The 1,669-nt window shown below is 75.1% G+C and carries 1 protein-coding gene; it reads left to right on the forward strand.

Going from position 1 to position 1,669, the window contains the following annotated elements:
- Positions 1-115 precede the first annotated feature (115 nt).
- Positions 116-1,669: serine/threonine-protein kinase (locus D7V93_RS42700; RefSeq protein ID WP_147451669.1), on the forward strand; the 1,554-nt coding region annotated here is incomplete at its 3' end.

Below are 1,669 nucleotides of genomic sequence, written 5' to 3' on the forward strand. Positions count from 1 at the left end.
CCCTGGAGTTGCCCCGAGGGCGACGCGGTGAGTCGTGCGTGTGGTGCGGCTTCGTCTTCGCCGCCGTGGCCCGACGTCCCCCCCGCAGGACGAGCGCCAAGTCGCGGAAGGCGCGATGAGCGGGACGTACCGGCTCACCGGCCGCACGGAGACAGGAGACCTCGCGGAGCTGTACGAGGCCCTGCTGCTGCCCACCATCCCCGTCGCGGTGAAGCTGTTCCTGCCGCGGACGTCCGACCCCGCCTATGCCCGCGAGCTGGCGGAGACCGTCCGGCGCCTGCAGCCCGTGCGGCACCCCGGCCTCCTCCACGTGGTGGACCTGGGCTTCGTGCGGCAGCGGCTCGCCGTGGTGCGCGAGGACGTGGACGGCTTCACGCTGGGCGTCGCGCTCCAGCGCCTCAACACGAAAGAGGTGCTGCTGCCGCCCACCGTGGCCCTCTCCATCGTCATCCAGCTGCTGGATGCCGTACAGCTCGCGCACGACGCGGGCGTCGTCCACGGGGCAATCACCCCCGGCAACCTGATCCTCGCCCGCGAGGGCCATGCGGCCGTCTGCGACTTCGGCGCGCTCCAGGCGCTGCTCGCCGTGCCGCAGCTCAAGCGCACGTTCGCGCATCGGGGCCGCAGCGCGTACCGCGCGCCCGAGGTCTCACGGGGCGAGCCGCCCACGGAGGCCTCCGACGTCTACTCGCTGGGCGCCATCGCCTACGAATTGCTCACGCTGCGTGAGGCCGTGGTGGCTGGCAGCGGCGTGAGCACCCGCCGCGAGACGCTGCCACCTCCGAGCCGGTTGGATCGGCGCATCAACTCGCGGCTGGATCCGGTGGTGATGCGCGCGTTGGATCCGGCGCCCCAGCGGCGCTTCCGCGCGTGCGGCGAGTTCGCCCAGGCCCTGCGCAACTTCCTCTCCGCCAGCGGCGGTCTGTCCGGTCCGGAGGATGTGGCGCGCTTCGTGTCGGAGCTGTTCCCCAACGAGGTGAGCCTCGCCGCGCCCGGGCCCGTGCCGTTCGCGGAGCCCTTCCTGCTGGAGCCCGTCTCCGGCGCGGAGATGGAGGACCTGCACGCCGAGGAGCTGGAGGCGTCCATCGTCCAGCGCGCGCCGTACACCCGCGCGACCACCGAGCACGAGGCCTCCGCGGACACGCAGGACGCCGCCCCCGGCTTCGAGGAGTTCCGCCCCGAGGACTACGCGTCGGATCCGCCCCCGGAGGCCGAAGCCCCGGACGCGGAGGACGCCCCGGAGCCGCCCGCCGAGGGAGAAGCGAGGAGCACCGACCCCTCGCATGCGGGCCCCCTGGAGCAGGGCTGGGACGCGCCGCCTGGCGTCCTCGCGCAGAAGTCCCGCCGTCCGCAGGTCGTTCCGCAGGGGGGCGCGGATGGGCACTCGGGCACGCGCATCGGGCGCAACCCGCGCATGAAGGTCGTGGAGGACTTCTCCTCGCCGCCGCTGGGCACGGAAGAGGAGCCCGCGCCCTCCACCCGGCGCCCGGCCCTGCGCCCCGCGCGCGGTGCCGCCGGCAGGCCGCCCGGCCAGGAGACGATGGTCCTGCCCTCCGCGGGGACGCCCCAGGCGGGTGCCAGCGCCCACCAGGGCAGGGGACCCGAGGCCGCGGAGCCCCCCGTGCCCCGCCAGGAGCGCCGGGGCCGCGCCGAGCCCACCGAGGCGCTC

It is taken from the genome of Corallococcus llansteffanensis, from assembly GCF_003612055.1.
GTDB classification, from domain to species: Bacteria; Myxococcota; Myxococcia; order Myxococcales; family Myxococcaceae; genus Corallococcus; species Corallococcus llansteffanensis.